The organism is Marinomonas sp. (assembly GCF_039940335.1).
Classification (GTDB): domain Bacteria; phylum Pseudomonadota; class Gammaproteobacteria; order Pseudomonadales; family Marinomonadaceae; genus Marinomonas.
This window is the reverse complement of record NZ_JBDVGW010000014.1, coordinates 1-23,403: the sequence shown is the minus strand read 5'-3', so window position 1 is coordinate 23,403 and position 23,403 is coordinate 1. Positions and strand designations below refer to the sequence as shown.

General features: G+C 45.6%; 22 protein-coding genes and 1 tRNA gene. 20 read left to right on the top strand and 3 right to left on the bottom strand.

The window, feature by feature from the left end; all coding sequences use genetic code 11:
- Window position 1 precedes the first annotated feature (1 nt).
- From ABJF92_RS14480 to mutT, 8 genes are all read left to right on the top strand, one after another.
- Complete coding sequence (locus ABJF92_RS14480; RefSeq protein WP_446816493.1) at window positions 2-955, top strand: D-alanine--D-alanine ligase; 954 nt, start codon at window positions 2-4, stop codon at window positions 953-955.
- 3 nt (window positions 956-958) lie between these two features.
- The gene (locus tag ABJF92_RS14475; protein ID WP_446816492.1) at window positions 959-1,639 is read left to right on the top strand and encodes a cell division protein FtsQ/DivIB; all 681 of its coding nucleotides are present in this window, start codon (window positions 959-961) and stop codon (window positions 1,637-1,639) included.
- Window positions 1,640-1,714: 75 nt separating this feature from the next.
- A complete protein-coding gene (ftsA, locus tag ABJF92_RS14470; RefSeq protein WP_446816491.1) occupies window positions 1,715-2,986 on the top strand; it encodes a cell division protein FtsA in 1,272 nt (423 codons plus the stop codon).
- 39 nt (window positions 2,987-3,025) lie between these two features.
- Entirely contained in the window at window positions 3,026-4,261 is a 1,236-nt protein-coding gene (ftsZ, locus tag ABJF92_RS14465; protein WP_446816490.1) for a cell division protein FtsZ, read from the top strand.
- A 106-nt stretch (window positions 4,262-4,367) separates the two neighbouring features.
- A complete protein-coding gene (gene lpxC, locus ABJF92_RS14460; RefSeq protein WP_445976306.1) occupies window positions 4,368-5,285 on the top strand; it encodes a UDP-3-O-acyl-N-acetylglucosamine deacetylase in 918 nt (305 codons plus the stop codon).
- Between the two features lie 142 nt (window positions 5,286-5,427).
- The gene (gene secA / locus ABJF92_RS14455; RefSeq protein ID WP_446816489.1) at window positions 5,428-8,136 is read left to right on the top strand and encodes a preprotein translocase subunit SecA; all 2,709 of its coding nucleotides are present in this window, start codon (window positions 5,428-5,430) and stop codon (window positions 8,134-8,136) included.
- A 16-nt stretch (window positions 8,137-8,152) separates the two neighbouring features.
- Window positions 8,153-9,373 carry a bifunctional glutamate N-acetyltransferase/amino-acid acetyltransferase ArgJ gene (argJ, locus tag ABJF92_RS14450; protein WP_446816488.1) on the top strand — a complete coding sequence of 407 codons (1,221 nt, stop codon included), beginning with the start codon at window positions 8,153-8,155 and terminating at the stop codon, window positions 9,371-9,373.
- Window positions 9,370-9,759: an 8-oxo-dGTP diphosphatase MutT gene (gene mutT, locus ABJF92_RS14445; protein WP_446816487.1), complete on the top strand. Its 390-nt coding sequence runs from the start codon at window positions 9,370-9,372 to the stop codon at window positions 9,757-9,759. The genes argJ and mutT overlap by 4 nt, the downstream gene beginning before the upstream one ends.
- A gap of 68 nt (window positions 9,760-9,827) precedes the next feature.
- On the opposite strand, the gene ABJF92_RS14440 is transcribed toward mutT, so the two are convergent.
- Window positions 9,828-10,625 carry a response regulator gene (locus ABJF92_RS14440; protein WP_446816486.1) on the bottom strand — a complete coding sequence of 266 codons (798 nt, stop codon included), beginning with the start codon at window positions 10,623-10,625 and terminating at the stop codon, window positions 9,828-9,830.
- Between the two features lie 125 nt (window positions 10,626-10,750).
- Between ABJF92_RS14440 and ppiC the strand changes: the two genes are divergently transcribed.
- The 4 genes from ppiC to ABJF92_RS14420 all read left to right on the top strand — a co-directional run bounded on the left by ppiC (window position 10,751) and on the right by ABJF92_RS14420 (window position 13,605).
- Window positions 10,751-11,029, top strand: coding sequence for a peptidylprolyl isomerase PpiC (gene ppiC / locus ABJF92_RS14435; RefSeq protein WP_446816485.1), 279 nt, complete (start codon window positions 10,751-10,753; stop codon window positions 11,027-11,029).
- A 31-nt stretch (window positions 11,030-11,060) separates the two neighbouring features.
- Window positions 11,061-11,486 carry a TIGR01244 family sulfur transferase gene (locus tag ABJF92_RS14430; RefSeq protein WP_446816484.1) on the top strand — a complete coding sequence of 142 codons (426 nt, stop codon included), beginning with the start codon at window positions 11,061-11,063 and terminating at the stop codon, window positions 11,484-11,486.
- A gap of 113 nt (window positions 11,487-11,599) precedes the next feature.
- On the top strand, window positions 11,600-12,211 hold the full coding sequence (locus tag ABJF92_RS14425; RefSeq protein WP_446816483.1) for a helix-turn-helix domain-containing protein: 612 nt from the start codon (window positions 11,600-11,602) through the stop codon (window positions 12,209-12,211).
- A gap of 47 nt (window positions 12,212-12,258) precedes the next feature.
- Window positions 12,259-13,605 carry a class II 3-deoxy-7-phosphoheptulonate synthase gene (locus ABJF92_RS14420; RefSeq protein WP_446816482.1) on the top strand — a complete coding sequence of 449 codons (1,347 nt, stop codon included), beginning with the start codon at window positions 12,259-12,261 and terminating at the stop codon, window positions 13,603-13,605.
- 89 nt (window positions 13,606-13,694) lie between these two features.
- Here ABJF92_RS14420 and ABJF92_RS14415 read toward each other — a convergent pair whose 3' ends face one another.
- Both ABJF92_RS14415 and ABJF92_RS14410 read right to left on the bottom strand, forming a co-directional pair.
- Window positions 13,695-14,396 (bottom strand): GIY-YIG nuclease family protein, encoded by a 702-nt coding sequence (locus ABJF92_RS14415; RefSeq protein WP_446816481.1) that lies wholly within the window; start codon window positions 14,394-14,396, stop codon window positions 13,695-13,697.
- 83 nt (window positions 14,397-14,479) lie between these two features.
- The gene (locus tag ABJF92_RS14410; RefSeq protein WP_446816480.1) at window positions 14,480-15,106 is read right to left on the bottom strand and encodes an O-methyltransferase; all 627 of its coding nucleotides are present in this window, start codon (window positions 15,104-15,106) and stop codon (window positions 14,480-14,482) included.
- 245 nt (window positions 15,107-15,351) lie between these two features.
- Here ABJF92_RS14410 and thrS point away from each other — a divergent pair, with 245 nt between their 5' ends.
- From thrS to ABJF92_RS14370, 8 genes are all read left to right on the top strand, one after another.
- Window positions 15,352-17,271 carry a threonine--tRNA ligase gene (gene thrS, locus ABJF92_RS14405; RefSeq protein ID WP_446816479.1) on the top strand — a complete coding sequence of 640 codons (1,920 nt, stop codon included), beginning with the start codon at window positions 15,352-15,354 and terminating at the stop codon, window positions 17,269-17,271.
- A gap of 26 nt (window positions 17,272-17,297) precedes the next feature.
- Complete coding sequence (infC, locus tag ABJF92_RS14400; RefSeq protein ID WP_446816478.1) at window positions 17,298-17,831, top strand: translation initiation factor IF-3; 534 nt, start codon at window positions 17,298-17,300, stop codon at window positions 17,829-17,831.
- Window positions 17,832-17,895: 64 nt separating this feature from the next.
- Window positions 17,896-18,090 carry a 50S ribosomal protein L35 gene (gene rpmI, locus ABJF92_RS14395; RefSeq protein ID WP_445976176.1) on the top strand — a complete coding sequence of 65 codons (195 nt, stop codon included), beginning with the start codon at window positions 17,896-17,898 and terminating at the stop codon, window positions 18,088-18,090.
- A 45-nt stretch (window positions 18,091-18,135) separates the two neighbouring features.
- Entirely contained in the window at window positions 18,136-18,492 is a 357-nt protein-coding gene (gene rplT / locus ABJF92_RS14390; protein WP_024023333.1) for a 50S ribosomal protein L20, read from the top strand.
- 125 nt (window positions 18,493-18,617) lie between these two features.
- Complete coding sequence (pheS, locus tag ABJF92_RS14385; protein WP_445976177.1) at window positions 18,618-19,613, top strand: phenylalanine--tRNA ligase subunit alpha; 996 nt, start codon at window positions 18,618-18,620, stop codon at window positions 19,611-19,613.
- A gap of 22 nt (window positions 19,614-19,635) precedes the next feature.
- Window positions 19,636-22,020, top strand: a complete 2,385-nt coding sequence (gene pheT, locus ABJF92_RS14380) for a phenylalanine--tRNA ligase subunit beta (protein WP_446816477.1) — start codon at window positions 19,636-19,638, stop codon at window positions 22,018-22,020.
- 4 nt (window positions 22,021-22,024) lie between these two features.
- Window positions 22,025-22,321, top strand: coding sequence for an integration host factor subunit alpha (locus ABJF92_RS14375; RefSeq protein ID WP_445976179.1), 297 nt, complete (start codon window positions 22,025-22,027; stop codon window positions 22,319-22,321).
- A gap of 303 nt (window positions 22,322-22,624) precedes the next feature.
- Window positions 22,625-22,701: transfer RNA gene (locus tag ABJF92_RS14370), tRNA-Pro, on the top strand.
- Window positions 22,702-23,403: the final 702 nt, after the last annotated feature.

Genomic DNA, 23,403 nt, shown 5'->3' with positions numbered 1-23,403 from the left:
CATGACACAATCATTAAAGCAGTCGGTAATTGCAGTAATTTATGGTGGTCGTTCTGCCGAGCGTGAAGTGTCTTTGCAAAGTGGCAGATTAGTGGCCCAGGCATTGTCTTCTCAGGGGTATCAGGTCGTTGAAATAGACCTTTATGGTGAGGGCGCAGCATTAAACCCTGTTAAACAATTACAAGAAGTCGCCTTTGATCTTGCCTTTATTGCGTTGCATGGTGGTGAGGGTGAAGATGGCCGTATCCAAGGCTTGCTAGAGATGCTAGAGAAACCTTACACAGGCAGTTCGCCTTTGGCCTCAGGCTTGGCCATGGATAAAGTCCTCACCAAGCGTTACTGGAACGGCATTGGCATCGCAACGCCTGCTTATTTGTCTTTCGAAGGGCAAGCTGATGTGGCAGCCATCGAAGCGGCAATGAGTTACCCCTTGATCGTTAAACCTTCCCGTGAAGGCTCTACCATAGGCATCAACAAGGCTGGCAACCGCACAGAACTTGAATCGGCATTGCAAGGTGCTTTGGTTTACGATTCAGCTATCTTGGTAGAAGAGTTTGTTGATGGACCTGAATACACTGTGACCGTGATTGATGATGTGGCGTACCCAGCAATCGGCTTAAAGGCATCGGAAGATCATGTCTTGTATGACTATGATGCTAAGTATCTTGCTGAAGACACTCAATATTTACTGCCTTGCGGTCTTTCAGAAGATGATGAAAACGAGCTGCAAAGCCTGGCCCTAGAAGCTTATCGTTCTCTGGGCTGTTCTGGGTGGGGGCGCGTCGATGTGATGCGTGATCAAGTGGGTAAGTTTTGGGTGCTTGAGGTCAACACAGCGCCGGGTATGACTTCCCATAGTCTAGTGCCTATGGCCGCCAAACATGTGGGTATGGAATACCCAGCCCTAGTCGAAAAAATTGCTTTGGATGCTTGGTGTAAAGCCGAGCAAGCTTAGGTTATGAGACTGGTATTGTTAATTGGCGCCGTGCTACTGATACTGGTGGCCAGCTTACAAGGTGGGGATGACGCTGAAAGCTGGTTTGCCATTCAAAAGGTGTCGGTAGAGGGGGGGCTGAAGTACAGTCAAAGTGCTGAGCTGGAGCAAGAATTCTCCGATCTTCTTGGGCGCAGTTTATTAGATGTTGAAATTGCCGATGTACTGGCCTTGGCAAAGTCCTCTCCTTGGGTGGAAAATGCCCAGGTACGCAAAGTGTGGCCAGATTCCTTGACGGTTACAGTCGTTGAGCATACGCCACTTGCCTATTGGCAGGATAGGCAATTAATTTCCACTAAAGCGGTAGTCTTTATGCCGCATAGTCTTCCTGAGTTGCCGCTCCCTCATTTGTTTGGTCCATCGGATTCCAGTGATATTGTCCTTGAACAGTTTGGATTGATCAGTCAGATGCTTTCTGCAAGTTCTTTACGCATCGCTTCGTTGACTTTAGAGGCTCGTGGGGCGTGGAATGTAGTCTTTGCCAACGGTATTGCCGTAAAGCTGGGTCGAGAGGAAATTTTAGAGAGATTACAGCGCTTTATCGCTGTCTATAAAAGTGATTTATCAGGTAGAATAGAGGGAATAACCTCCGTAGACGCTCGTTATCCTCATGGGGTAGCGGTTGGATGGAAAGAAAATAATTAAACTTGGCCTGTTTGTTGCTTTTTTAAACAGAAAGCAGGTCGAGTTGCTTAAAAAACATGGTACCGGGAAGGTGAAATGATAGTCGGGTTGGATGTAGGCACATCAAAAGTTATTTGTTTAGTTGGCGAAGTGCAGGCTGATGGCAAGTTGGAAATTGTTGGTATTGGCTCACATTCTTCAAAAGGCATGAAACGTGGTGTGGTCATCAACATCGAGTCAACCGTGCAGTCAATTCAACGTGCGGTTGAAGAAGCAGAATTAATGGCAGGGTGTAACATACATTCTGTTTATGTAAGTGTTGCGGGAAGCCATATTCGAAGCCTTAACTCTCATGGTATTGTGGCAGTGAAAGGTGGAGAAGTAGAAAAAGAGGATATTGATCGAGTAATTGACGCGGCCCAAGCCGTCCCCATTTCCTCTGATCAGCGAGTACTACACATCTTGCCGCAAGAATACAATATCGATTCACAAGAAGGGATTAAAGACCCGCTTGGTATGTCAGGCGTTCGTTTGGAAGCAAATGTTCATTTGATTTCAGGGGCCTTGAATGCAGTGGTTAACGTTGAAAAATGCATTCAGCGTTGTGGTCTTGGGGTAGATGGCGTGATTCTTTCGCAACTTGCTTCGAGTGAATCATCCCTAAGCGATGATGAAAAAGAATTAGGTGTTTGTCTGATCGATATTGGCGCCGGTACTTCAGATATTGCGGTTTGGTTAGATGGCGCATTGCATCACACAGCCGTCATACCGGTAGCGGGTGATCAAGTAACGAATGATATTTCTATGGCATTGCGAACACCCACGCAACATGCGGAAGAAATTAAAGTTAAATACGCTTGTGCCATGTCGTCTATGGCGTCAGCGGACCAAGTTTTAGAAGTGCCGAGTGTTGGTGATCGTCAACCAAGATCGATCTCAAGACACGCTTTAACCGAAGTGGTTGAGGCAAGGTATGAAGAAATTTACAACTTAATTCAAGATGAATTAAGACGCAGCGGATTTGCTGAGCGAATCCCTGCAGGTATTGTAATTACTGGTGGTACGTCCTTGATGGAAGGCGCTTGTGAGCTGGCTGAGAAAATATTTCAGATGCCAGTGAGACTTGCGGTACCAGATAATGCTAAAGGAATGTCAGATATTGTCGATAACCCGGTATATTCAACAGGAGTTGGATTATTGGCTTACGGAAGTAAAGAGGCTGAGATGACTGCACCCTCTAAACAATCAATGTCTAAGACGCAAACTAAACGAGAAGCCTCAGTGCTGGTTGCAAAAGAAATTGGGTCATCCTTCAGTGCAGCGAAGGCGTGGCAGAAGTTAAAACACTGGTTTCAAAGTTACATGTAAACAGTATTGAGTGCGAATTAATTAAGGAGCAATAGGTCCATGAACGTCTTTGATTTGGCCGATGAAAATTTATCAGAAAACGCAGTAATTAAAGTGGTTGGTGTTGGTGGTGGCGGCGGTAATGCTGTGCGTCACATGCTACAAAATCAACTAGAAGGTGTTGAGTTTATTTGTGCGAACACCGACTCAAAAGCATTAATTGGCTTTGATACTGGGGTTTCCTTGCAGCTTGGCTCAGCTATTACAAAAGGCTTGGGTGCAGGTGCGAACCCAGAAGTAGGGCGTGACTCTGCTTTGGAAGATCAAGAAAAAATTACTCAGCTGTTAAGTGGCGCCGATATGGTGTTTATCACAGCGGGTATGGGTGGCGGTACTGGAACCGGTGCAGCACCCGTTATTGCAAAAGTTGCTAGAGAATTGGGGATTTTGACCGTTGCTGTGGTAACACGTCCTTTCCCATTCGAAGGTCGTCGCCGTGCTAAAGTGGCTGACGAAGGTGTTAAAGAATTGCGTGATAATGTCGATTCCTTAATTACCGTGCCAAACGAAAGGCTTTTACCTGTATTGGGCAAGAACATTTCTTTGTTGAAAGCCTTCGGTGAAGCCAACAATGTTTTATACAACGCTGTACAAGGTATTACTGACCTTATCATGCGACCAGGTTTGATTAACGTCGATTTCGCCGACGTTAGAACGGTAATGTCTGAAATGGGACTTGCCATGATGGGTACGGGGTCTGCATCTGGTGATGACAGAGCTCGAGTAGCGGCTGAAGCGGCTATTCATAACCCATTGCTAGAAGATATTAATTTAAAAGGCGCTCGCGGTGTCTTGGTTAACATCACGGCCAACGAAGAAGTTGGTTTGTCTGAGTTTACCGAAGTGGGCGGCATTATCGAAGAATATGCATCGGAAGATGCGACAGTAGTAATCGGTTGCGCGATTGATCCAAGTGTTGGTGATGAAATGCGCGTGACTGTGGTAGCGACAGGATTGGAAGGTCGCGCTGATGTGGAGATGAAATCTGCCATCGGTGAGTCCGTTGTTTCCTCTCAGTCTGCTGCTTCTAAAGTGGAGCGTGTTGTTGAAGAAGTAGCGCCCCCAGCTGTCACGGTTAAAGCTGTAGCAGCACCCGTAGAAAGTGTTAGAAGTGAAGCTGAAGAGAAAAGCCCAGAAGCAGAATTGAATGACTCAAATGAGTCTAATTCGGCATCAGGCGGAGACAAGTTGTCTTATTTGGATATTCCCGCGTTTTTGCGTCGTCAAGCTGACTAGTTTGCGTAAAAAAGATGCAAAGTAGACGCGGTGAATTGTATAAAAATTGCGTTATTGATATTATTTCTCAAAGAGTAATATCTAGTCATTAGATTGTAGGAATATGATGGTACGTCAACACACATTAAAAAACATTATTCGAGCGACTGGAGTGGGTTTGCACTCTGGTGAGAAGGTGTATTTGACATTGAAACCAGCCCCTGTAAATACAGGTATCGTTTTTGTGCGCACAGATTTGGATCCCGTTGTAGAGATTCATGGTGACGCAAAAGCAGTTGGTTCGACTAACTTTGCCACTGCTTTATGTCAAGGTGACGTTAAAGTAAGTACAGTAGAGCATCTACTGTCGGCAATGGCTGGTCTGGGTGTTGACAATGCCTATGTTGAAGTGAGCGCAAGCGAGATTCCACTAATGGACGGCAGTGCTAGTCCTTTCGTGTTTCTTTTGCAGTCCGCTGGCTTAGAGGCGCAAAATGCACCGAAGAAATTTATCAAAATCAAGAAGCCGATTCGTGTGGATGATGGTGATAAATTTGCAACGCTTGAGCCTCATACAGGCTTCCGCTTGTCATTTGAGATCGACTTCGAGCACCCTGCGATCGGTGAAGATGTTCAAAAAACATCATTCGACTTTTCGACAACGACTTTCGTTAAAGAAATCAGTCGCGCTCGTACTTTTGGTTTCATGAAAGACCTAGAGTACTTCAAGGATAATAACCTTGCTCGTGGTGCTAACATGGATAACGCCATTGTACTGGATGACTTCCGTGTATTGAATGACGAAGGTTTGCGTTACCGTGACGAGCTAGTGCGTCACAAGGTATTGGATGCAATCGGTGACTTATACTTGTTGGGCCACAGCTTAATTGGTGAATACAAGGCTTATAAGTCAGGCCATGCATTGAATAACAAGTTGTTGTTAGCATTGCTAGAGCAGCAAGATGCTTGGGAATATGTTGTCTTTGAAGACGAAAGCCAAACAACGGCTATTTCTTATACAGACCCAGCCCTTGTTGGTGCATAACACTCTAGATTGTTAAGCTCTCTCTATAAAAGCCAGACTATATGTCTGGCTTTTTTGTGTTTAAGACCTTGATATTTCATGTTTTGTCACACATTACCATGATAGACTCTATTCATTACTAATTGGCTGCGTTGTATTCATAATGTTGGGAAATGTACTTAAAAAAATCGTCGGAACTAAGAATGACCGAGAAGTGAAACGACTAAGAAAAGTCGTTGCTCAAATTAATAAATTTGAAGAAGCCTTTGGCAAATTATCAGATGATGATCTGTCAGCTAAAACAGGCGAATTTAGAGAAAGAATTCAAAATGGTGAGTCTGTTGACTCATTACTTCCTGAAGCCTTTGCCGTTGTGCGTGAAGGCAGCCAGCGCGTTATGGGCATGCGTCACTTTGATGTTCAGCTTATCGGCGGTATGGTGCTTAACGAAGGTAAAATTGCTGAGATGCGTACCGGTGAGGGTAAAACCTTGGTGGCAACTCTCGCAGTTTACCTGAACGCCTTGTCTTCTAAGGGTGTGCACGTCGTTACAGTGAACGATTACTTGGCGAAACGTGATGCGAACTGGATGCGTCCGTTATACGAATTTCTAGACATGAGTGTTGGTGTGGTCTTCTCAGGCCAAGAGCGCGATGATAAAAAAGCCGCTTACCTATGTGATATCACTTACGGTACCAATAATGAATTTGGCTTCGATTACTTGCGTGACAATATGGTGTTCCGCTTTGAAGACCGTGTGCAGCGTGACCTTCACTTTGCTGTGGTCGATGAGGTTGACTCCATCCTAATCGATGAGGCGCGTACCCCACTTATTATCTCAGGTGCGGTGGAAGACAGTTCAGAGCAGTATCGCAAGATCAATCAGTTAGCGCCTTTGCTGGTTAAGCAAGAGCCTGCTGTAGAAGGTGAAGAGCAAGAAGCGACAGGGCATTATGTTTACGACGAGTCTCAGCGTAGCATCGAGCTGACCGAAGAAGGCCATTCCTTTGTTGAGGGCTGGTTGGTTGAGCAAGAAATGCTGCAAGAAGGCGATAGTCTATACGCTGCTGGCAACCTGACTTTGCTGCACCATGTACATGCTTGTTTGAAAGCGCATGTTATCTTCAAGAAAAACGTAGATTACGTTATTCAAGGTGATCAAATCGTTATCGTCGACGAGCATACTGGGCGTACTATGGCCGGTCGTCGTTGGTCTGAGGGTATTCACCAGGCGGTAGAAGCGAAAGAAGGTGTGACCATTCAAGCTGAAAGCCAAACCTTGGCTTCTACTACTTTCCAGAACTACTTCCGTTTGTACGAAAAATTATCTGGCATGACAGGTACAGCCGATACGGAAGCGTTCGAGTTCCAGCAAATCTATAGCCTATCTGTTGTGGTTATCCCAACCAACCGCGAAGTTCAGCGTAAAGACTTTAATGATCTTATCTATATGTCGACGGAAGATAAATTCCAAGCCATTGTGTTGGACATTGAGGAGCATGTTAAACAGGGTCGTCCAATCTTGGTGGGTACCGCGTCGATTGATTACTCTGAGTTGCTCTCTAACTTCTTAACGAAAAAGAATGTTAAGCATAACGTTTTGAACGCGAAACAACATGAGCGCGAAGCGGAAATCGTTGCTGAAGCAGGTCGTCCGGGTGCGGTTACGATTGCGACCAACATGGCGGGTCGTGGTACCGATATCATGCTGGGCGGTAATTTACAGGTTGAATTGGACCAATTGGGTGAGGGTGCGACCCAAGAAGCCATTGAAGCATTAAAAGCCGATTGGCAGCAGCGTCATGAGTCAGTGTTAGCGGCCGGTGGTTTGCATATCATTGGTACTGAGCGCCACGAGTCACGCCGTATTGATAACCAGTTACGAGGCCGCGCAGGTCGTCAAGGTGACGTAGGTTCTTCTCGATTCTACTTATCCCTTGAAGACAATCTGATGCGTATTTTCATGTCTGACCGCATTAAGAAAATGATGATGGCGTTAGGTATGGAAAAAGGCGAAGCCATCGAGCACAAAATGGTGTCTAACGCGATAGAAAAAGCCCAGCGTAAAGTTGAAGGTAGAAACTTTGATACCCGTAAACAGCTGCTTGAATACGATGATGTAGCAAACGATCAGCGTCAAGTTATCTACCGTCAGCGTTATGAAATGATGACGTCTACTGATCTTTCTGATGCAATCAGTGCCATGCGTGAAGAAGTGGTAAGCGGTGTTGTTGATGAATTTATCCCACCACAAAGTATCTTTGACCTTTGGGATCTACAAGGTCTGGAAGAAAGAATCCGCAACGAGTTTGGTCTGGATCTTCCAATTGCACAATGGGTGGAAGACGATAAGAAGCTTTATGAAGAGCCGCTACGTCAGAAAATTCTTGATAGCTTCATAGCAGACTACGAAATGAAAGAGTCTGTGGCGGGTGCGGACCCACTACGCTCATTCGAAAAACAAGTCTTGCTGCAAGTGCTTGATACCTTGTGGAAAGAACACCTTCAAACCATGGACATGCTACGACAAGGTATTCATTTACGTGGTTATGCGCAGAAAAACCCGAAACAGGAGTACAAGCGTGAAGCGTTTGAGTTATTCCAAGGTTTGCTAGAGCAGATTAAATTTGAAGTTGTGCAGGTTGTGACTCGAGTAAAAGTACAATCAGCAGACGAAGCCGAAAAGGTTGAAGAAGCACGCCGTCTTCAAGAAGCTAACACTCGCATGAGTACTTCTCATGCAGAACCAGAAGAAGAGTCAAACGCAGCCCCAGCTGGCGGCGTATCAGATGTGCCTAAAGTGGGGCGTAATGAGCTTTGTCCTTGTGGTTCAGGTAAAAAATACAAGCAATGTCACGGTAAGTTGGTCTAGTAGAGGAAAAGGTTAAATGGCGGTAGGTTTGCACGACTTCCCTGCGATTCCTGAAATTAAGGGAGTACGCATTGGTGTAGCAGAGGCTGGAATTAAGAAGCCTAATAAAAAAGATTTAGTGATCTTTGAATTGTGTGAAGGGGCTTCTGTTGCGGGTGTATTTACCCAAAATGCATTTTGTGCCGCCCCCGTGCGCATTTGCCAGCAACACTTGCAGGCCTCGGACATTCGCTATTTGCTCATTAATACGGGTAACGCTAATGCGGGTACAGGCAAACCAGGCCTAGAGAACGCCACTCGAACTTGTGATGCGTTAGCGGAGCAAGTAAAGGTGCCTATGTCGAGTATTTTGCCTTTTTCGACCGGCGTGATTGGTGAGCCGCTCCCTGTCGATAAAATCGTTGCTGGTATTCCTCAAGCCATTGCTAATTTCAGTACGGATGATTGGCAGGCCGCTGGCATTGGCATTATGACCACAGACACCTTGCCCAAAGGCTCTGTGCGTCAATTTGAATGTGATGGCGTGACTTACACGATTGCAGGTATTTCTAAAGGGGCGGGTATGATCCGCCCTAACATGGCCACTATGTTGGGTTATGTGTTTAGTGATATTGCAATGGATCAAGCTGTGCTTCAGCAAATGCTTAAGCAAGCGACTAACAAGAGCTTTAACCGCATTACCGTAGACAGTGATACCTCTACTAATGACTCTTGTATTGCGGTGGCAACGGGTAAGGCGCAGAACCCTAAGGTGACCGCTATTGACTCACCTTTAGCGAAAGCCTTTTATGCAGCGTTTGAAGAAGTGATGCTAGAGCTTGCTCACGCCATTGTGCGTGATGGAGAAGGGGCGACTAAGTTTGTTACCGTTGAGGTGAAAGGCGCGAAGCTTACCGCCGATGCCACCAAAATTGCCTTTGAGATTGCTCATTCTCCACTGGTGAAAACGGCTTTGTTTGCATCTGACCCAAACTGGGGGCGAATCCTTGCTGTGGTGGGTCGTGCTGGAGCGGAGCATCTGGAAGTAGATAAAGTGGATCTCTCGATTAATGGTGTGGAAATCGCCAGCCAGGGTGGCTTGTCTCCACGCTATTCCGAAGCGTTAGGGCAAGAAGCCATGGCGCCAGAAGAAATTCATATCTGTGTGGATATGAATTTGGGTGAGCAGCAAGATGTCGTTTGGACGACAGATTTCTCCCATGAGTATGTCACCATCAACGCAGATTACCGTACATGAAGCGAGTGATTGTCGCCGCGGGTGTAATTGTTTGTGATGATAAGGTGTTTCTCGCCTTGCGCAAACCAGATCAGCACCAGGGTAACCTTTGGGAGTTTCCCGGAGGTAAATGCGAAGCGGATGAGTTGCCAGAAAATGCTTTGAGCCGTGAGTTGCAAGAAGAGTGTGGTATTAAAGTGACGAATTGCAGTTTGCTGGAAACCATTAGCCATGATTACGCCGATAAACATGTCGCCTTACATTTTTTTAAGGTCACAGGTTTTGAGGGTGATCCTGTTGGCAAAGAGGGACAATCAGTTGCTTGGGTGTCTTTCAGCGAATTAGGGGATTACCAATTTCCCGAAGCCAATCAAGTCATTGTTGATAAATTGCTTCAGCAAGCTTAGGGAATAGTTAAGCTGAAACTAAAAAAAGAGCGCACTAGGCGCTCTTTTTTTGCTCTGTCGTTTATTGGTTAGTTTAAAATTTGTGCCAGCAGTTGTCTTACCGTACTTGGTTCAAATGGTTTGCCACAAATCGCATCAACGCCTTCTTGTGCTATGTTAGATAGTTGGCTGTCCTCGGCGTTAGAGCTCACCATTAAAATTGGAATGTGTGCCAACAGGGTGCTGTTGCGGACGGCTTCAGTAAGCTCTCGACCATCCATTTCTGGCATGTTGTAGTCGGTGATGATTAGGTCAAACTCTTGCTCATGAAGGCGCTCTAGGGCTTCTTTGCCATGTTCGGCAAATTCGATGTTTTCAATGCCCATGCTGTTCAGCATTTTTGCAATGTGTTTGCGAGCCATAGGACTATCGTCAGTAATTAGCACGTTTAGTGTTTTTGGATCAAACAATTCAAGATCAATATCTTCTTCAGCAATTAGATCTAAGGTAGCACGAATAGCGCGATTCAAATCTTTGTTGGTGAAAGGCTTGGGTAAAATCGCCAAGACGCCAGACTGGCGTAAATGCTCAAGGTGTTCGCGATTACGTTCGCTAGAAATGAGCATGAAGCATTGTTCTTCGGTATCTGGGTTGTTACGAATTTGATCGATTAATTCGTTGGCTGTGCCATCTGGAAGGTACATGGAAGAAATAATCAAATCCGGTGGGAAAGTCGCCAGTGTCTCTAGAGTGCTGGCAATACTGTTGGCAAACTCAATTTGTCTTATGCCCGCTTCGCCAAGCGCTTGTGCAATGATTTTGCGCTGGGTCTCGGAGGGCTCGACCAGTAAAAAAGAGAGATCACTGATTGCTGCGTATGTGCTCATAGAGTAAACAACCTTATAGTTATATACAGACTTAACTGTCGGTGTAATGGATACTTGAGATTAATTTTACCACATCAAATGGGTTAGAATGTTCTATTTGGTTAAGATGACAAGTGAGAAGGGTTATGGCGAGTGCAAGTGCATGTCACATTTTGGTGAAAACCAAAAAAGAAGCAGAACAGATTCAGCAAAAGTTAGACAAGGGTGGTGACTTTTATAAATTGGCAAAGCAATTCTCCACCTGTCCTTCTGGAAAAAAGGGCGGCGATTTAGGTGAATTCAGAAAAGGTGATATGGTTCCAGCCTTTGATCGAGCTGTATTCAATGGGCCTTTATTAAAGGTACAGGGGCCGATCAAAACACAATTTGGCTATCACTTGATTAAAGTGCTTTACCGCAGCTAGTCGCAGATTTTAACAGTAAGGAGTGTTGGTAATGAATGATCCAGTATTATTAGAAAATAATTATTTCGTGGCGCCGCAAATTCAGCAAGAAGATCTTGCGGCTTTAAAAGTCATGGGCTTTCAGCGCATTATCAATAACCGCCCAGATGGTGAGAGTGATGATCAGCCTTTGTCGGCGGAGCTAAAAGCTGTTGCGCTGGATTTAGGCTTGGAATACGTTGAAAACGCCATTGATCTTAAACTGTTGGGCCAAAGGCATGTTGATAGCCAGGCAGTGGCCTTGAGCGAAGCGAAAAAAACCTTAGCCTTTTGTCGTACAGGGACGCGCTCTTCCGTACTTTGGGTGCTGATGCAAAATGCCCAAGGTGGTAACTATACAGAGCTTTCAGCGGCTGTTGCTGCAAAAGGCTTTGATTTATCTCGCTGTGAAGCGGCGATGGCGCCATTGGTCAAATAACAGTGTATGGCGCGCCTATCTTGGTTAGGCAATATGTGTAAAACACGTATTAAGGCTGGGTTGTGCATGTTTCTTTTAGTAAACTTGCCGAAAGAATTTTTTATGGGTGAATTATGGTAAGTAGACCATCATTGGAAACTGCAACGGCATCCGATCCTGATCGTTTTGTGGAGCCTTTAGAGCTGGGCAAGCGCGTTAAAGAGATCCGTTTGTCGAAAGGTTGGACGCTTGAAGAGGTAGGTAAGAGGACGGGGATCGCCCGCTCAACCTTGTCGAAAATTGAAAATGATCAGGTCTCACCAAGTTTTACCATAGTGCAAAAGCTCATTCAGGGGTTGGGGATGGATCTTCCGCAATTGTTTGTGGAGGCCAGTGAGTATTCGATCGCCGGTAGGCGTGATATTACCCGCAAGGGAAAAGGCGAAGCTCACCCCACCGCCACCTATGAGCATGAGTTGCTCAACTACTCCATTAGCCGCAAAAAAATGGTGCCGTTTAAAACCAAGGTGCGTGCCCGTTCGTTTGATGAATTTAAAGAGTGGGTTCGTCACGATGGAGAAGAATTCTTATTGGTTTTGCAGGGTAAAATTAATTTTTTCTCTGAACTCTATGAACCAATTGAATTAAAAGAAGGGGACAGTGTGTATTATGATGCCAGCATGGGGCACGCAGTCGTCTCTTTGTCAGCAAAAGATGCAGAAATACTTTGGGTTGTGGCTAGGTAAATGGCCCTCTAATAATAAATATCTAAATAATAAGGCTTTAGAAAATTATGAAACAATGGAACTTAACAAGTTGGAAAGAAAAGACAGCACTTCAGCAGCCTGTCTATCCTAACCTTGAGCACTTGGCTCAAGTGGAAAACACGTTAGGAAAAATGCCTCCTCTTGTTTTTGCAGGTGAAGCACGTCAATTGAAAAATGCTTTAGCGCAAGTAGCGAATCGTCAGTCATTTTTATTGCAAGGTGGCGATTGTGCTGAAAGTTTTGCAGAGTTTCATGCCAACAATATTCGTGACACCTTTAAAGTTATGCTGCAAATGGCGGTGGTGTTAACTTACGCGGGTAAATGCCCAATCGTGAAAGTGGGTCGTATGGCGGGGCAGTTTGCTAAGCCAAGATCGGCTGGAATGGAAACGGTCAACGGCGTAGAGCTGCCGAGTTACCGTGGCGATATCATCAACGGCATTGAGTTTTCTGAGCAAGCTCGTATTCCAGACCCTGAGCGTTTGGTTCAGGTGTACAACCAAAGTGCCTCAACCATGAACTTGCTGCGTGCTTTCTCTCAAGGTGGCTTTGCAGACCTACATGAAGTGCATAAGTGGAATTTGGATTTCTTGAATGCCAGCCCAGCAGGCAGTCGTTTCCAAGGTGTGGCTGATAAAATTGACGATGCGTTGCAATTTATGGAAGCCTGTGGCGTTGGTGGTGGTATGAATCAACTGAAAGAAACAGAATTCTACACATCCCATGAAGCGCTGCTACTGCCTTACGAGCAAGCTCTGACCCGTCAGGACAGCCTAACAGGGGATTGGTATGACTGCTCTGCCCACATGTTGTGGATTGGTGACCGTACTCGTCAACTTGACGGTGCTCACGTGGAGTTCTTACGCGGTGTGAAAAACCCAATTGGGGTGAAAGCAGGTCCATCTATGGATCCTGAAGATCTATTGCGCTTGTGTGATGCGCTAAACCCTGAAAATGAAGCGGGTCGCTTGAACATCATTGTTCGTATGGGGGCCGATAAAGTAGAAGATGGCATGCCGAAATTGATTCAAGCGATTCAGCGTGAAGGTAAGCAAGTGGTTTGGAGCAGTGATCCAATGCACGGCAATACAGTCAAAGCTTCAACTGGCTACAAAACTCGTCGCGTTGAAGATGTGTTGAAAGAAGTTCAGCAGTTTTTCCAAGTGCATAGTGCAGAAGGCAGCTACGCAGGCGGTGTGCATTTTGAAATGACAGGTCAAAATGTGACGGAGTGTGTGGGTGGTGCGTTTGAGGTAACCGAAGCCGATCTTGCGGATCGCTACCATACTCATTGTGATCCACGTCTAAATGCAGATCAGTCTTTGGAATTGGCGTTTATGATTTCCGATACGCTGAAAAAAGCGCGCGCCTAAAGAGCATAGAGCTAGCCTTGTTGAGTGGCTAACAATAAAAAGCCCCAGTAGAATGAAAGTTCTGCTGGGGCTTTTTAGTCTTAAAAATACTAGCCTTTGCGGCGTCTAAACGCAGAAGTCGCAGACTTTGAGGTGATGTCAATTTTAGCCATGATAAGCGACATTTCTTCGGCTTCCGCTTGCTGCTGGGCCTTTAGTTTATCTTCGCGTTCTTTTTTTGCCACTCTTTCGGCTTCGTTCAGCATTTTTTGGATGCTGGCTTTGCTTTTGGTGCGTGGTGCTGTTTTCTTCGGCTGTGCAGGTGTCGCGGCCGGTGTGTCAAGGCGGTCTTCACCAATGAGCTCACTGAAAAAAGACTTGGTCGTAGGTTTTGGCTCTACAATGGCTTTGCTTGGCAATTCAACGGTTTTTTTTACCGCCGTTTTGCGAGTCTTTTTTGGTACTTCAGCGGTAGAGACACCATTTGCATCAAACAGGGCTTTTTTACCAAAGCTTAGACCTGCCGCTTTTTCGGCGGTTTGGGCAATCTTGTAGCCACGCAGACTTTCGCCGTTGTAGATGGAGATGTAATCTTTTTCTAATTCGTACAGTTCCTGCTTATCCTCTGTTTCGAAAAGCTCTTCTACTGTAAAAGCGTCGGCCGAATGTTCCCGAATATCATTGTAAAGTGGGAAGTCCAATCCCTCATTCGTTGCCTCAACATATTGCTCAAAACGTTGAAAACCGCTATTGAACGACGTGCCAATATAGTGTTTGCCGGAAATGTTATTTGTGATTTTAAAAACGACCAAAATCGCTGCCTCTTTTTTTAGTGACGTTTAAATAGCACATAAAGCCCACTCGCTTTTGGCGAGTGGGCTTTATGAAAATAGGGTTAGTGTTTTACTACGAGGTTGAGACCGTCGCGAACATTTAGGTGAACGTTCTCAACTCGATTATCTTGTGCAATCAGGCGATTAAGCTGATTAACAGCGATGTCGCTGTTTTCTTGTGGGTCCAGAACACGCCCTTGCCAAATGGAATTGTCGATAATGATTAAGCCACCAGAACTTACGAGAGGCAGTACTGCTTCATAGTAGTTAAGGTAGTTGCGCTTATCGGCATCGATAAAGACAAGGTCAAATTCGCCCTCTAGAGTCTCGATCGTCTCTAAGGCTGGGCCAAATATTGGCGTGATTTTGTGTCCGTGGGGGCTGCGATCAAAAAAAGTTTGTGCAAATTCAATTGCTCTTGGATTGGTCTCGCAGCAAATAAGGGAGCCGTCTGCTGGCATGCCTTCCGCAATAGAGAGGGCCGAATAGCCAGTAAACATGCCGATTTCTAGGGCGCGCTTAGGTTGCTTTAGGCGCGTCAATAGCTTCAGTGTGCGGCCAATGGTTTTGCCTGACAACTTATTTGGGTAACCCATATCAGAATACGTTTTTTCGACGAGTTCCAATAGAAGTTCAGGTTCTGATTGAGTGGTCTCAATGCAGTAATTGTCAAGATCTTGAAAATCCATAAAGCCTTTGTGTTGAAGATATCGATAAATCGGATCGCAATTTTACCTTGAGTACAGAGAAAGTCTATGGCTGAAAGGAAGAAAAAAGCCTTGATTTTCCTAGAAGGCCACTATCTTTGGGGTGGCTTAATTAGAAAGCTAAATTACAGTCGCAAGGTTAGGCGAAAAATGCTAGTTTATGCCCTGAATTTACATGTGCTCTTTGGTATGGAGCACCACTGACTCCAAAAAGGGGAATCAAAAAAATGCCTGTAATTACTTTGCCGGATGGCAGTCAACGCTCTTTTTCTAATTCTGTAACGGTTATGCAAGTGGCTGAGGACATAGGTCCTGGTCTTGCTAAAGCAACCGTTGCGGGTCGTATCAATGGCGAATTGGTCGATGCTTGTGAGCTTATCACTAGTGACTCGGCGTTAAGCATAGTGACCGGAAAGGACGCAGAAGGGGTGGAGATCATTCGTCACTCGTTTGCGCACTTGGTAGGTCATGCTGTTAAGCAGCTGTTTCCAACCGCTAAAATGGCCATTGGTCCTGTCATCGATGAGGGCTTTTATTACGATATCGCCTATGAGCGCCCATTTACGCCAGAAGACATGGCGTTAATCGAGAAGCGCATGGGTGAATTGGTTAAAACCGATTACGATGTCGTTAAGAAAATGACGCCTATCGCAGAAGCGCGTCAACAATTTGTTGAGCGTGGTGAAGATTACAAAGTTGCCTTGATTGATGATATGGACGCTTCCATCACAGAAGTAGGCTTGTATCAACATCAAGAATACATGGACATGTGTCGTGGTCCTCACGTACCGAATACTCGTGTATTACGTCATTTTAAGTTGATGAAGCTGGCGGGCGCATACTGGCGTGGTGATTCCAACAATGAACAGTTGCAGCGCATCTACGGTACCGCTTGGACCGATAAGAAAGAGCTAAAAGCTTACTTGTTGCGTATTGAAGAAGCGGAAAAGCGTGACCACCGTAAGCTGGGTAAAAAGTTAGATTTATTCCATGTGCAAGAAGAAGCACCGGGTATGGTGTTCTGGCATCCAAAAGGCTGGAGCTTGTATCAAACTGTTGAGCAATACATGCGTAAAAAACAGCTTGATAACAATTACCAGGAAGTGAAGACGCCACAGATCGTTGATCGCGTGTTGTGGGAGAAGTCTGGACACTGGGGTAAATACCACGAAAACATGTTTACCACCCATTCGGAAAACCGTGATTACGCGGTAAAACCGATGAACTGTCCTTGTCACATTCAAGTTTATAACCAAGGCCTGAAGAGCTACCGTGATTTGCCATTCCGTATGGCTGAGTTCGGTTCTTGTCACCGTAATGAGCCATCTGGTGCCTTGCACGGTATCATGCGTGTACGTAACTTTGTGCAAGATGATGGTCATATCTTTGTGACAGAAGGCCAAATTCAACAAGAAGTGTCTGAGTTTATTGATCTGTTGCACGAAGTGTATGCAGACTTTGGTTTCACCAATATCATTTACCGCTTATCCACTCGTCCAGAGCAACGTGTAGGTTCGGATGAAGTTTGGGATAAAGCAGAGCAGGCATTGGCTGAGGCACTAAACTCTGCCAACCTAGAATGGGAAGAGCTGCCAGGTGAAGGGGCGTTTTATGGTCCTAAGATCGAATTCTCATTGAAAGATGCGATCGGTCGTGTTTGGCAGTGTGGTACTATCCAAGTGGACTTCTCGATGCCGACTCGTTTGGATGCAAAATACGTAGCAGAAGATGGCTCACGCCAAACACCTGTTATGTTGCACCGAGCGATCGTGGGTTCATTGGAGCGTTTCATCGGTATTTTGATTGAAGAGACTGAGGGTTCATTCCCGCTTTGGCTAGCGCCAGAACAAGTCGTAATCATGAATATTACCGATCGTCAGGCAGAATATTGTTCTGATTTGGAAAAAAGATTAAATTCAAAGGGCTTTAAAGCGAAACTTGACTTGAGAAATGAGAAGATCGGGTTTAAAATTCGCGAGCATACAATTCAGCGCATCCCATATATGATTGTTGTTGGCGATAAAGAAGTCGAACAACATCAAGTAGCCGTTCGAACTCGAACTGGTGAAGATCTTGGGGTGATGAGTGTTACTGATTTTGAAGATTTGCTTCAGACAGAAGTCGCTCGTCGTAGCCGTAAACAATAAATGGAGATAGAGCTATAAAAGGTAATATGAATCGTGGGCGTAGTGCTAGTAAGCAGCGCCCTCTAATCAACGAGAACATTCGAGCAACTGAAGTACGATTAATCGCTGCTGATGGTGAACAAATTGGTGTTGTGTCGATTGAGGAAGCGCTCAAGGCGGCCCAAGAAGCTAGTCTTGACCTAGTGCAAATTGCTGATTCTGATCCGATTGTTTGCAAAATCATGGACTACGGCAAGCATATTTTTGAGGCCAAGAAAGCGAAAGCAGCTCAAAAGAAAAATGCTAAGCAAATCCAGGTTAAAGAAATGAAATTCCGTCCAGGGACGGAGGAAGGGGATTATCAGGTAAAACTCCGCAACCTGATACGTTTCCTTGAAGGCGGGGATAAGGCCAAAGTATCGCTAAGATACCGCGGTCGTGAAATGGCCCATCAGGAGCTTGGTATGCAACTTATGAATCGAGTCGCTGCAGACTTAGAGGAATATGGTGCAGTAGAGCAAGCTGCGAAAATGGAAGGTCGTCAATTGACTATGGTGCTAGGCCCCAAAAAGAAGAAGTAATCTCAAATAGCTTAGGTTATTGAAAGATTACATTAACATTAACGAATGCGAGAGTGGTTTTATCATGTCCAAAATTAAGTCACACAGTGGCGCAGCTAAGCGCTTCAAACGTACCGCGAATGGTTTTAAACATAAGCAGTCTCATACTAGTCACATTTTGACTAAGAAATCGACTAAGCGTAAGCGTCATCTTCGTGCAATGAAGAGCATCGCTGCTAGCGACAAAGCGTTAATCACACGCATGTTGCCATACATCTAAGTCTATTTTTATAGTTCATTAATTTATTAGTATAAGGTTTATATTATGCCTCGCGTAAAACGTGGTGTTCAGGCTCGTCGCCGTCACAAGAAGATTCTAAAGCAAGCTAAAGGTTACTACGGTGCACGTAGTCGTGTATTTCGTGTAGCGAAACAAGCTGTCATTAAAGCTGGTCAGTACCAATACCGTGACCGTCGTCAGCGTAAACGTCAATTCCGCGCATTGTGGATTGCTCGTATCAACGCTGCTGCACGTATCAATGGTTTGTCTTACAGCCGTTTCATTGCTGGCTTGAAAAAAGCTGCAATCGAAATCGACCGTAAAGTACTTGCTGATCTAGCTGTGTACGAGAAAGAAGTTTTTGCTGCAATCGTTGAAAAAGCGAAAGCAAGCTTGGCTTAATTTCTGACGTAGCCTTAGGGTGATGCGGTCTTGCAAGAATATTGTCTCGAACGTGTCACTCAATGCAGTCTTTAATAGGGGAAGGGCCAACGCTCTTCCCCTATTTTATTTTTTGGAGTATGTAAATGGAGAACCTAAAGCAGATTCTCGCTGATGCGCTAAGCGCAGTGGCTGCGTCTGAGAGTGAGTCCGCCTTGGATGATGTGCGTGTGCATTATCTTGGTAAAAAAGGCGCTCTAACGGCTTTGCTGAAACAGCTAGGTAATGTTTCTGCAGAAGATCGTCCTAAATTTGGTCAATTGGTAAACGAAGCGAAAGGGCAGGTTCAGGAGAAAATTACTGAACGTAAGTCGACCCTAGCGAAAGCCGCTTTGGATGCAAAATTGGCAACCGAAACAATTGATATTTCTTTGTCTGGTAAAGGCCAAGAAGTGGGTGGCTTGCACCCTGTTACCCGCACTATGGAGAGAATCGAAAACTTCTTCCGTGGGATTGGTTTTGATGTGGCGGCTGGCCCTGAGATCGAAGATGACTATCACAACTTCGAAGCGCTGAATATTCCTGCGCATCACCCAGCTCGTGCCATGCAAGATACCTTCTATTTTAATCCTAATACGGTACTTAGAACGCATACATCGCCAGTTCAAGTTCGTACCATGGAAACGTCACAGCCACCTATCCGTATTATTTGTCCGGGTCGTGTGTACCGTTGTGATTCTGACCAAACTCATACGCCTATGTTTCATCAGGTTGAGGGTTTGTTGATCGATGAAAATATCTCCTTCGCGGATTTAAAAGGTACGTTACAGCAGTTCTTGAACGTGTTCTTTGAAGATGACTTGAAAGTGCGCTTCCGCCCAAGTTACTTCCCATTTACCGAACCTTCTATTGAAGTGGACATCATGCGTACCAACAGCAAAGGCGAAGAGTCTTGGTTGGAAGTATTGGGTTGCGGCATGGTAAACCCGAAGGTCTTGGAAATGTCTGGTATTGATTCTGAAAAATACACAGGTTTTGCCTTTGGTATGGGGGTAGAGCGTTTTGCCATGTTGCGTTACAAGGTAGACGATTTACGCATGTTTTTTGAAAACGATTTGCGCTTTCTTAAACAGTTCAACTAAACCGCCAGCCTAGGATGTTGTTATGAAAATTAGTGAGAATTGGCTAAGAGAATGGGTAAACCCAAACATCAGTCGTGATGATTTGGTGGCGCAAATTACCTTAGCAGGTCTTGAAGTAGACGAAGTACTGCCGGTAGCGGCTGAATTCACTGGCGTAGTGGTAGGCGAGATTATCAGCGCCGAACCACACCCGAATGCCGATAAGCTGCAAGTGTGCCAAGTAACCGACGGTAGCGAAACGTTCCAAGTGGTATGTGGTGCCCCGAACGCTCGTAAGGGTATCAAAATCCCGTTTGCAAAGATTGGTGCGGTATTAGGCGGTGACTTTAAAATTAAAAAGGCGAAACTACGTCAAGTTGAATCTTTTGGTATGTTGTGTTCAGCGTCTGAGCTAGGCATTAGCGAAGATCATGATGGCATTCTCGAATTGCCGGCCGCTGCGACAACAGGACAGGATTTACGTGAGTATCTAGATCTTGATGATTGCATCATCGATGTGGACCTTACCCCTAACCGTTGTGATTGCTTAAGTCTTGCTGGCTTGGCGCGCGAAGTGGGCGTACTTAATAAAACCGATGTTAGTGAAGTTCAAATTGATGCGGTAACAGCGGTTATTGATGATGTGTTCCCTGTGGATGTTCAAGCAGCTGATGCTTGTCCACGTTACTTGGGCCGTGTCATTAAAGGTGTCAATGTTGCTGCGGCAACACCATTGTGGATGGTGGAAAAACTGCGTCGCAGTGGTATTCGTTCCATCGACCCAATTGTCGATATCACCAACTATGTGATGCTAGAGCTTGGTCAGCCGATGCATGCCTTTGATCTTGCGAATTTAAATGGCAGCGTTGTAGTACGCAATGCCAGCGCTGGTGAAAAGATCGTATTGCTCGATGGTCAAGAAGTAAGCGTGCGTGAAGACACCTTGCTTATCGCTGACCAGAAAGGTCCTTTGGCCATTGCTGGTGTGATGGGTGGTGAAGGTTCTGGTGTGAATACTCAGACTCAAGATATCTTCCTAGAAAGTGCTTTCTTTGCGCCATTAGCGATTGCCGGTAAAGCTCGCTCTTATGGTTTGCATACTGATGCTTCTCATCGCTATGAACGTGGTGTGGATGCAAGTTTGCAACAGAAAGCGATTGAGCGTGCAACAGTGTTGGTGCTTGAGATTGCTGGGGGGCAACCTGGTCCTGTGACGGCAACTCAAAGTGAAGATCACTTGCCTGCGGCGGCGGAAGTGACCTTGCGTCGTAAAAAGCTTGATCAGTATCTAGCTGTGTCTATCGAGAAAGACTTAGTAACGGATATCTTGACGCGATTGGGTCTTGAGATGCTGCAAGTGACAGATGAAGCTTGGGTAACGAAAGCGCCTTCCCATCGTTTTGACATTGCGATCGAAGCGGACTTGATAGAAGAAGTGGCACGTATCTATGGGTACGACAACTTGCCTTCGGCTATGCCTAAGGCTGCCGTTAGCTTCACGCCGCTATCTGAAAGTAAAACAGCGATTCAAAACTTGCGTTCAGTATTGGTTTCCCAAGGTTACCAAGAAGCTGTAACTTACAGCTTTATTGATCCGAACTTGAGCAAGCAATTCTTGCCGGAGATCGAGCCTGTGCCACTGGCCAACCCAATCTCTGCAGACATGGGTGTAATGCGACCAAGTTTGGTGCCAGGCCTAGTGAAAGCTTACCTACACAATCAAAATCGTCAGCAGAGCCGTGTACGCTTGTTTGAAACGGGGCGTCGCTTCATCGGTTCAGTAGAGGCCTTGGATGAGTTGGATCAGCAGCTACAGATCTCTGGTTTGATCGCGGGTAGCCGTCATCCAGAGGCTTGGTACCACACGAGTGAAAAAGTAGATTTTTACGATCTGAAAGCGCATGTAGAGGCGATGTTCGCATTGAATGATGGCGGCAAGCCGAGTTACGAGCCTTCTCGTTGTGGTTACTTACACCCAGGACGCTCGGCGGATATCTTCATTGATGGTGAGTTTGTCGGCGTGATGGGGGAATTGCATCCTCAGTTGTCTAAAGAGCTTGGCGTTAATCAAACTTTGTATGTGTTTGATATTGCTTTGTCAGCAGTGTTGGATGCGACCTTGCCCGAATACAAGGCGGTTTCTAAATTCCCAGAAGTGCGTCGTGACCTTGCTCTGCTTGTAGATCGATCTGTGCCGGTTAGTGCTCTTGAAAAAGTCATTAACGAAAATGCTGGTGAAGCCTTTAAAGATGTCTTAGTTTTTGACGTTTATCAGGGCCAAGGTATTGATGAGACGAAAAAAAGTGTTGCTTTGGGCTTGACGTGGCAGCATCCTTCACACACTCTTAGTGATGAAGAAGTAAACAACTCGGTCGATAGAACTGTAGCAGCTTTAACGGAGACGTTAGGGGCTGTTGTAAGGGGGTAGATTTATGGGATCGTTGACGAAAGCGGACCTTGCTGAAAATTTAGTAGATACAATAGATTTGAGTAAAAAAGACGCCAAAGACCTAGTTGAAGGTTTTTTTGATGTGATACGCAATTCTCTCGTTGAGCGTCAGCAAGTTAAGTTATCGGGCTTTGGTAATTTTGAAGTGCGAGAGAAAAGTCAGCGACCTGGTCGTAACCCGAAAACCGGGGAAGAAATTCCCATTACAGCGCGTACCGTGGTCACTTTTAGGCCTGGGCAGAAGCTTAAGTCTAAAGTAGAAGACTATATGCAAGAATAACCATTCAAGTTATTTTGCTTGTTACCAAAAGCCACTTCCTATGAAGTGGCTTTTTTATTGCACAGGTAACGCTTTGAGTATTAAAAAGAGCAGGGCGTAAGGGCGAATATGTGAACTTTAAGAAAGGTGTGACTAGAAGCCCTAGTAAAGTCATTAATGATATTTAGATCAATGCTTAATCAATGATTTACGAAAACTTAAAGTGCGTCATTAAAATGAAAAAAAACAAATAAAACTCTTCCCTTTTCAATTCGTTATAGTAATATACGCACCCGCTGACAACGACAGAGTTGTTGTTTGCATCGGGGCGTAGCGCAGCCTGGTAGCGCACTAGCATGGGGTGTTAGTGGTCGCAGGTTCAAATCCTGCCGTCCCGACCAATTTTTCAAAGAGAATAACGTTTAAAGCCCGCTTTTTGAAGCGGGCTTTTTTGTGGGCAATGGTACCGTCAAAGTTGAAGCCCCCACCGACGGGGGGGGGGCTAACAAAATCTGAGTATGGTTGTTCACACCGGGCCTCAAATAGAAGGCTTCGAAGGCCGCGCCGTCGATATTACTGGACGCTCTACTTTTTCAGAGCTAGCCGCTTGAAATGTCGAATAAAGTGTTTATAAAACATGAGGTTATGTTTTTTGTGTTTAAATTAAAATTATTTTCACTTTTTGGGGAATAACTTTGCCCTCTCACCCGTTATCTAAGCAGAGTGGAGTGAAACACCACCACGAGGTAACGGGTGACTAGCCATTTGGGTACGCATCACAGGGCGCCAAAGCCACAATAGAATGCGTGGCATTCACCGACGACCTCACTTCTTTCGCCATGGATTTCAGGCAAGGCAACTTGTTTGGGATCTGTGGCTCATCCCTCCCAGAGCGGGGACCGCTAGCCCTCCGCACTGAACTTCAGGGCCTGTCATCTACATGGGGTGGCAGGCCCTGTTTCTCTTTTAAATCAATGACTTGTTACTGACGATGCCGCTTCTCTGTGGCTTTAGTGCGTGGGAGCACGCTGGAGATAGATGCCGCGAGAATGCTGGATATAAAAAAGCCCGACTGTCGTGAGACAACCGGGCTAAGGGGTATT

Coding starts and splice junctions, on each gene's coding strand:
- ABJF92_RS14480 (WP_446816493.1), top strand. CDS start 2: ATGACACAATCATTAAAGCAGTCGGTAATTGCAGTAATTTATGGTGGT.
- ABJF92_RS14475 (WP_446816492.1), top strand. CDS start 959: ATGAGACTGGTATTGTTAATTGGCGCCGTGCTACTGATACTGGTGGCC.
- ftsA (WP_446816491.1), top strand. CDS start 1,715: ATGATAGTCGGGTTGGATGTAGGCACATCAAAAGTTATTTGTTTAGTT.
- ftsZ (WP_446816490.1), top strand. CDS start 3,026: ATGAACGTCTTTGATTTGGCCGATGAAAATTTATCAGAAAACGCAGTA.
- lpxC (WP_445976306.1), top strand. CDS start 4,368: ATGGTACGTCAACACACATTAAAAAACATTATTCGAGCGACTGGAGTG.
- secA (WP_446816489.1), top strand. CDS start 5,428: ATGTTGGGAAATGTACTTAAAAAAATCGTCGGAACTAAGAATGACCGA.
- argJ (WP_446816488.1), top strand. CDS start 8,153: ATGGCGGTAGGTTTGCACGACTTCCCTGCGATTCCTGAAATTAAGGGA.
- mutT (WP_446816487.1), top strand. CDS start 9,370: ATGAAGCGAGTGATTGTCGCCGCGGGTGTAATTGTTTGTGATGATAAG.
- ABJF92_RS14440 (WP_446816486.1), bottom strand. CDS start 10,625: ATGAGCACATACGCAGCAATCAGTGATCTCTCTTTTTTACTGGTCGAG.
- ppiC (WP_446816485.1), top strand. CDS start 10,751: ATGGCGAGTGCAAGTGCATGTCACATTTTGGTGAAAACCAAAAAAGAA.
- ABJF92_RS14430 (WP_446816484.1), top strand. CDS start 11,061: ATGAATGATCCAGTATTATTAGAAAATAATTATTTCGTGGCGCCGCAA.
- ABJF92_RS14425 (WP_446816483.1), top strand. CDS start 11,600: ATGGTAAGTAGACCATCATTGGAAACTGCAACGGCATCCGATCCTGAT.
- ABJF92_RS14420 (WP_446816482.1), top strand. CDS start 12,259: ATGAAACAATGGAACTTAACAAGTTGGAAAGAAAAGACAGCACTTCAG.
- ABJF92_RS14410 (WP_446816480.1), bottom strand. CDS start 15,106: ATGGATTTTCAAGATCTTGACAATTACTGCATTGAGACCACTCAATCA.
- thrS (WP_446816479.1), top strand. CDS start 15,352: ATGCCTGTAATTACTTTGCCGGATGGCAGTCAACGCTCTTTTTCTAAT.
- infC (WP_446816478.1), top strand. CDS start 17,298: ATGAATCGTGGGCGTAGTGCTAGTAAGCAGCGCCCTCTAATCAACGAG.
- rpmI (WP_445976176.1), top strand. CDS start 17,896: ATGTCCAAAATTAAGTCACACAGTGGCGCAGCTAAGCGCTTCAAACGT.
- rplT (WP_024023333.1), top strand. CDS start 18,136: ATGCCTCGCGTAAAACGTGGTGTTCAGGCTCGTCGCCGTCACAAGAAG.
- pheS (WP_445976177.1), top strand. CDS start 18,618: ATGGAGAACCTAAAGCAGATTCTCGCTGATGCGCTAAGCGCAGTGGCT.
- pheT (WP_446816477.1), top strand. CDS start 19,636: ATGAAAATTAGTGAGAATTGGCTAAGAGAATGGGTAAACCCAAACATC.
- ABJF92_RS14375 (WP_445976179.1), top strand. CDS start 22,025: ATGGGATCGTTGACGAAAGCGGACCTTGCTGAAAATTTAGTAGATACA.